Genomic DNA, 5,845 nt, shown 5'->3' with positions numbered 1-5,845 from the left:
CGGTGGCCACCCCGGGGGAATTTGAAACTCCCCTAATCGTGCGCTGGGCAAGGCTGCGGATGGTCTTGCGGTCGACGCTGGTGATGCGGGCGATCTCGCGCTGGCTCTTGCCCGCTGCCAGCAGGGTCAGGATGGTGGTTTGCAGATGCGGTTTCAAGACGTTCACTCCGAACTCCCTCGACGATCGAAGGAGAAAGATAACGTCCTGCCAACGGGATGCTCCCGGTGGTCGCTGCTGGCGCTTCTACAGCGCCGCTATACGGTCAGAGGGTGGGGGAATTTGGGGTGGCCAGAGGTGGGGGAATTTGACCGGCCAACGGGGGCCGGTCGGATGCGGTGGCGACGGTGAGCGTGCAGCAGCCCAATAATGCGGCAAAGAATTTGGTTCGCATCTTTATCTCCTGTAAGTGTCGCCGTCTTGTATGCGATAGCAATCCGCTTACTTTAGAGCCTTGGCTTTAGCATTCGGCAGAGTATCCGACCAATGGCGCCTTATCATGGATGAGTGGGCGCTACATGGTGGTGAATGAAATCAGCAGCGAATTTTATGGTCCCTAGCAGTTGCTGTACAACAGCATTGCCGAGGTCTAGTCGTGACAATATGTGAGTTTTCTAAAAGAGCACGATGCTATCTTGTCTCATTGGTCGAGATCGGCCAGCAGCAGACAGCCACGAGACAGGTTCACATGACAGCATCTTTAGCGACGTATTCTCAATTCTTTCGCCTTGGGCTTGAAACAGGTATCTGCACGGCCGATGCTGCGCGAGAATGGGCTTTGTCGGTGATAGCTGAGATGGATGAGCCTCCAGGGGAAGTCATTGAAGTGTCATGGCGAAAGCCACTCCCCCAAGTGATTACAGATCTAAATTCTGTTCCTGGTGACGCGAATTTAGAGATTGCGGGCAGTTGGCTACTAGGTATCCTGTTACGCTGCATGTCTTTTTCAAAAGCCAATCCGCATTCAGTATTAACGGGAGCCAAACAGATTGCGCTATCGATGAGCGGTCACATCAGAGACACAGAACTCTATAGTCTGTTCAACACTTTGGAGGACGAATTGAATTTAGCAGAAAGCGGTGTTTTTGGTACCGTTGATGGTTGCAAGGCCGAAATATTAGAGGTGCTTGGCCGACATAGCCTGCCACCGCCAGCGGAACTTTTAAATTTTTGTCAGTGATCGGCCAGAACCGGCCATTCAATGTGTTAAGCCCATCCATGAAATCTGAGTTTGAGAATTTAGCGGCGACTTATTATAATGGCGGCGGCAGTGATGGAGAATAGTCACCTTAAAAAACGGTCATTGTGAGATATAACCGAATAGCCAATAACAACAAGTAAGCACCGTTAATCCTGCTAACCATTGCATCCATTTTCGTAGCGTCCAGCGCTTCCACGCCCATATATTCAAGATGAAAAATATCAATGCGGGGCCGAAGATATCAAAGAAAAGTAGTAGCCGGATCGAAAAATGGCAATCATCCACTTGGCAACTCGCTGGCAGCTTATCTACTGGCGACCAGTTGTAGTGTGAGCTAACTAGGATATAGATCCCCGCCAAGAGCAACCCAAAAAAAAGGCCTGCTAAGCCTATTAAGAAGCGTTTCATTTGACCTCCCAAAACAGAATGGTTTTGGCGTTACTAAGGTCCGAATACGACCAAGTTGATAAAATCGTCGCGCCTTGCCTCACTGACTGAATCCCAAGATAACGTCCTATCGTTGCGAAACCATCTGCAACACCACTGATAGTGAGGCGCTTTCCATTCCACAAATCGATGTGTCCGCCGCTGGCGCTCGCCGGAGCTTCCCCTGAGCGAGTCCAATAGGCGTGGAACATGATGATGCCCGTGCGCCCTTTGACCTTTGATTCCCAGTCCTTGCCAGTGATGTCTTCCGGCTTTTCCGGAAGTCCGCAGAACGGTTGAAGTTTGAGCCAACTTCCCAACTCGTAGGCGCGCACAGCGGCGGGTGATCCATCCATGATCACCCGCCCCAGCACCTGCGTCCCAGGCATCGGCTTGATGCTTTTTTGAGAGAAGGAAAGCATCTTGATGCCGATCTTGTGAAACGTCGCGCTGAGACGCAATGCGCATTGATTGCTGTAATCGCCCTTATCACCCGCCGCAGGCTTGTACGGATCGCCGGTAACGTAGTTGCTCCATAAATCCGCGAATTTGACCGCCGGCGCATCTATCTTGCAGACAGACCCCGGGACTGTGTTCGTCTTGACAGTCGCCTGCTGCTTCAGCGTTTTCCCCATCAGACAGGCACGTCCATTTTAGCCAGAGCTTCATCGCCCCAGTACACCGTATATTCGTCGGCGTCATACGTTTCGATTCGAGGAAGTATGCCGTTAGAATCGGCGCGACCAGAAAGTTTCCGTCCGTCCGTCGTTTCAATTAGGTAGGGGACACCTTTGATTGCGTCGTCTTGGAGCTGCGGCTGTTCATCGAACTTGTCGGCGGTGTATGACGCCGCGAGCTTGTCGTCAGCAGCGCGCAGCGGAAGTGCACCTGGCGCGAGCTGCGTTGCCGCAGCAGCGATTGCCGCCGATGATTGCTTCGCAGCGCTGGCACCAGAAGTGCCACTGCTCCATTCAACCGTGTCCGTAAACTGGGAAGCTATCAGCGTGGCGCCGCAAGATGTTTTCATGCCCGCTACGGCCACACCTTTACCGTAGAACGTGGAAGTCATCACACCTTCTAAAATCGGGAAGTCTCCTCGGCATTTTGGGCAGTGAACTTTATGCCCGACGAATGAGATTGGTTGACCCATACAAATGTCACTCGGCGACCCCTCTAAGACGGTTCCGCCATGACTTGTTGAATCTCCCTTCCGAATTATTTCCGGCATGCGTGGCTCACACGATGTTGAATATGCTTACATTGTATAGCGCATTGCTGTTTTGGCATTGCACGGCTGACTCGTAACCCTTGGCGACTTCAGTTTGCGGCCTGCAAGGTGTTGTGTTGTTTTACATATTCGCATCAAGGGAGGTGCGTAGGCAGTGACCATGCAGCCGCGCTCTACTTATTGCTAGGCACGGCCAACCTCCGTCGCCGAGTGTGGAAATATGTGATATTTTCATATCGGCAAGGTGGTATCCTCTTGCCTTAGACCGAATTCGGCCAAGAGCTGCCTGTCAATAATTAGAGAGCGACGTGGATACGAAAAGACTATTGGATGGCTTAAAGACAGTCTCAAAGTATGCCTTTCTGCACGCGATTGCGACTGCGGCGGTATGGCTGGGGCCACTTAGTTATGCTGCGTTGGGGTTAGGTTTCAAGGACAAAGAAACATGGACTTGGCTAGACCATGTCGTCTCAGAAACTGCGCTTCCGCTAGCGAACACTTTAACTATGCCAGGGCGTTACTTTACTTGGGAAGGTGATGGTGGCTTTTTGATTCCTGCACTTGTAACCAGCCTATGCTGGGGTACTGCTATTGCTGCCGTGGTCAATGCACTAAAGCGATTTCGGTTGAGGTAAGACCAAAAAATTTAAGTCCCGCTTGGCTGCGTTCGGCCAATACCGGACACTGAAATTGAGATGATATGACGAAAAATTTTAAAAAATCGGCGTATGTTTTTTCGATGCTCCTCAGCTCCGCTGTACTATCGTTCTACGCCCTCACGCATGTGCTCCAAACTCGATTGCTATTCGGGATTTTGTTAATTACTTTTGCCTTTGTTGGCGGTGGAGTATGGCTCTATTTGCCTTGGTCCAGAGGCTCGGTAGCGCATGCATTTTCGACGGGCATTGGCATCGGCCTTTTTGCAGCAACGGTCACGTTTTTTGTATCTATGCATGCGGGTTAGAATTTACGAGACAGCATCCGGCCAGCAGCAGACATGTTCTTATACGATAAAGTAAGCATCAATGAACGAAAAAATGAGCCGTGAGCAGTATGTCGAATCCGTGCGCAGCCAAGTAGTACAAACAGCGCAGGCTATGCTTGCCGGTGAAACCAGCTATATCCTCGGTGCTAGAAAATTAGATTCGCTGCGGCATGAAATTTCTGGAATGGATGGGGACCCGGATTTCATGGTGTTCGTTGGTATCGCTTCAGAGACAGATGGCTTGCCTGTGGGTGCGGTGCGTCAGCACTGGGACGCGTTGGCGTTAGATGAGCTGCAACCCGAAATAGAAGCAGCTGAGGCTTGGGCAAAAAGTCACGCCGAGTTGGTTTGTGCGAAGCTCGTGACTCGATTCAGCTAGCGGCCAGCAGCAGACATAGGCATCACACAACTGACTTAGGTAGACATGCCAACTGGACACCATGATATTTGCCAGCGCTTCGACGTAGAGTGCTTGCCACCGGAGCTTGACCAGAAAGTAGGAATTGCGCTTAACTCGCTTGGCAAAGTGCCGCTGCATGCGGTTCGCCTACCCCCTGAAAATGGTACATGTGGCTGGTATATTTACGGTGGCGAGTATTCAGACGATGCAGACTTTTACCAACCGCTTCATGTAGCCCACTTGGGAGAGTATTGCCCGAGCATTCTCCCGTACTTGGCATTGCCTCCTGGATGGCGTGTATTGCTCGCACCAAGCTATGAGGATGTATGGTTTGACGGCGAATTGCTGAAACACGGATGACGACTCAAAACGGCCATGAGCACACTTACTTCAACCGGATGGATTCTCCTTGCGCTCGCTGTGGTGACGCTTGCCCTTGACGCAATCGCCGTGCGAAAGGTATTGGCCTCGCCATTCTACGAGCCCACGCAACGGTGGGCACAAGCAGCTCTTATTTTGTTTGTGCCAATATTCGGCGCTTACCTAACCTGGTACCTAGCGCGTGAGAACGTCCCACTCTTCCAATCGCCGCCAGTTGACCATGTTAAGGATATTGACCCTACCTGCGGCGATATTGATTATCATGGATGAAATTACCGAGACGGCATACGGCCAAGAACGGACCTACGGAGCCATAGCTGAATGAACTCAGAAACGGTATCGAACATTGAGTTTGCAACTGCCGATTCGCTCCTCATCGTGAGGCTGGACGGCGGCGGAAAACCGTCTTATCAACATGTGTATCGTGCTGCGGCCGGGGTTTACTGGGACAATGATTTCGGAGCGTTTAAATTTGATACGAAGAACGACAAACGCTTGGTCCACTGGTTTGCTCACGTCCGCCAAGTAATCGAAGACGAAATGGATGTGCGGCTGCTCTTGGACAGCAAGACTACGTGGACGAACGTCCCGAGTCAAATTCAACAAGAAATACAGTTGTCCGTTAGCTGACCAAATTCGGCTGGCAACGGCCTTTGATTGATAAGCCCATAGAAATTGCGATATATGCGCGTTTACTACATGACTTCAATTGAAATTGCGTTAAAGCATATTTTTTTTGAGCAGCGCATGAAGGTATCAAGATTCTGCGACCTTAACGACCCTTTTGAGCTTGGTTGTCATGATGCTGGTGACAGAGTGGCGCGACAGCGCTCGAAGGCTTTTGCTCAAACAGCTAATGAAAAATTTGGGCTGATTTGCTTTAGCGATGTAAGCTTCCAGCCCAGCCACCTGTTCAACGGTCTTAGAACTGCGTAGAGTTCGGGAATGGCAGCAACGAATCGATCTGGCTGTTAGGGCACGTCGGGAGACGTTCCAACACGTTGGCCAGCCAATGCAGCGGATCGAGGCCATTGAGCTTGGCGGTGCCGAGTAATGTTTGGATGGCGGCAGCGCGTCGGCCGGCGCGCTCGGAGCCTGCGAACAACCAGTTCTTTTTGCCGATGGCGATGGGACGGATCGCATTTTCCACGGCATTGTTATCAATCGGGAGCGCGCCCGATTCCGCGTAGCGCACCAGTGCCGGCCAACGCTTGAGCGCGTGCTCA

The 5,845-nt window shown here is 51.6% G+C and carries 9 protein-coding genes and 1 pseudogene; 6 read left to right on the top strand and 4 right to left on the bottom strand.

Annotation, left to right across the window (positions count from 1 at the left end; all coding sequences use genetic code 11):
- Positions 1 to 166 (bottom strand): annotated as a pseudogene (locus BUA36_RS29730) (IS21 family transposase); the annotation flags it as partial.
- A gap of 520 nt (positions 167 to 686) precedes the next feature.
- Here BUA36_RS29730 and BUA36_RS30610 point away from each other — a divergent pair.
- On the top strand, positions 687 to 1,178 hold the full coding sequence (locus BUA36_RS30610) for a hypothetical protein (protein ID WP_139260752.1): 492 nt from the start codon (positions 687 to 689) through the stop codon (positions 1,176 to 1,178).
- Between the two features lie 425 nt (positions 1,179 to 1,603).
- On the opposite strand, the gene BUA36_RS29725 is transcribed toward BUA36_RS30610, so the two are convergent.
- The gene (locus BUA36_RS29725) at positions 1,604 to 2,260 is read right to left on the bottom strand and encodes a type VI secretion system amidase effector protein Tae4 (protein WP_072791117.1); all 657 of its coding nucleotides are present in this window, start codon (positions 2,258 to 2,260) and stop codon (positions 1,604 to 1,606) included.
- Positions 2,260 to 2,853 (bottom strand): PAAR domain-containing protein, encoded by a 594-nt coding sequence (locus tag BUA36_RS31395; protein ID WP_072791115.1) that lies wholly within the window; start codon positions 2,851 to 2,853, stop codon positions 2,260 to 2,262. Before BUA36_RS31395 ends, BUA36_RS29725 begins: the two co-directional genes overlap by 1 nt.
- A gap of 700 nt (positions 2,854 to 3,553) precedes the next feature.
- Here BUA36_RS31395 and BUA36_RS29715 point away from each other — a divergent pair.
- From BUA36_RS29715 to BUA36_RS30605, 5 genes are all read left to right on the top strand, one after another.
- Positions 3,554 to 3,817 carry a hypothetical protein gene (locus tag BUA36_RS29715; RefSeq protein ID WP_072791112.1) on the top strand — a complete coding sequence of 88 codons (264 nt, stop codon included), beginning with the start codon at positions 3,554 to 3,556 and terminating at the stop codon, positions 3,815 to 3,817.
- Positions 3,818 to 3,878: 61 nt separating this feature from the next.
- Positions 3,879 to 4,217, top strand: a complete 339-nt coding sequence (locus BUA36_RS29710; RefSeq protein ID WP_072791109.1) for a hypothetical protein — start codon at positions 3,879 to 3,881, stop codon at positions 4,215 to 4,217.
- 45 nt (positions 4,218 to 4,262) lie between these two features.
- A complete protein-coding gene (locus BUA36_RS31685) occupies positions 4,263 to 4,598 on the top strand; it encodes an immunity protein Imm33 domain-containing protein (RefSeq protein WP_072791106.1) in 336 nt (111 codons plus the stop codon).
- Positions 4,599 to 4,940: 342 nt separating this feature from the next.
- Positions 4,941 to 5,249 carry a hypothetical protein gene (locus BUA36_RS29700; RefSeq protein WP_072791104.1) on the top strand — a complete coding sequence of 103 codons (309 nt, stop codon included), beginning with the start codon at positions 4,941 to 4,943 and terminating at the stop codon, positions 5,247 to 5,249.
- Positions 5,250 to 5,318: 69 nt separating this feature from the next.
- Positions 5,319 to 5,555: a hypothetical protein gene (locus tag BUA36_RS30605; RefSeq protein ID WP_139260751.1), complete on the top strand. Its 237-nt coding sequence runs from the start codon at positions 5,319 to 5,321 to the stop codon at positions 5,553 to 5,555.
- Here BUA36_RS30605 and BUA36_RS29695 read toward each other — a convergent pair.
- Positions 5,542 to 5,845, bottom strand: a 304-nt coding sequence (locus tag BUA36_RS29695) for an IS66 family transposase (RefSeq protein ID WP_139260750.1), incomplete at its 5' end; no start/stop codon positions are given. The genes BUA36_RS30605 and BUA36_RS29695 overlap by 14 nt on opposite strands.

The sequence above is a fragment of the Duganella sacchari genome (assembly GCF_900143065.1).
Lineage (GTDB): Bacteria > Pseudomonadota > Gammaproteobacteria > Burkholderiales > Burkholderiaceae_D > Rugamonas > Rugamonas sacchari.
The sequence above is the reverse complement of the archived record's forward strand: the minus strand, read 5'-3'. Positions and strand labels throughout refer to the sequence as shown.

What these genes read in the sequence shown, in the direction of transcription:
- BUA36_RS29700 (WP_072791104.1), top strand. Translation starts at nt 4,941, where the DNA reads ATGAACTCAGAAACGGTATCGAACATTGAGTTTGCAACTGCCGATTCG.
- BUA36_RS29725 (WP_072791117.1), bottom strand. Translation starts at nt 2,260, where the DNA reads ATGGGGAAAACGCTGAAGCAGCAGGCGACTGTCAAGACGAACACAGTC.
- BUA36_RS31685 (WP_072791106.1), top strand. Translation starts at nt 4,263, where the DNA reads ATGCCAACTGGACACCATGATATTTGCCAGCGCTTCGACGTAGAGTGC.
- BUA36_RS30610 (WP_139260752.1), top strand. Translation starts at nt 687, where the DNA reads ATGACAGCATCTTTAGCGACGTATTCTCAATTCTTTCGCCTTGGGCTT.
- BUA36_RS29715 (WP_072791112.1), top strand. Translation starts at nt 3,554, where the DNA reads ATGACGAAAAATTTTAAAAAATCGGCGTATGTTTTTTCGATGCTCCTC.
- BUA36_RS30605 (WP_139260751.1), top strand. Translation starts at nt 5,319, where the DNA reads ATGACTTCAATTGAAATTGCGTTAAAGCATATTTTTTTTGAGCAGCGC.
- BUA36_RS31395 (WP_072791115.1), bottom strand. Translation starts at nt 2,853, where the DNA reads ATGCCGGAAATAATTCGGAAGGGAGATTCAACAAGTCATGGCGGAACC.
- BUA36_RS29710 (WP_072791109.1), top strand. Translation starts at nt 3,879, where the DNA reads ATGAACGAAAAAATGAGCCGTGAGCAGTATGTCGAATCCGTGCGCAGC.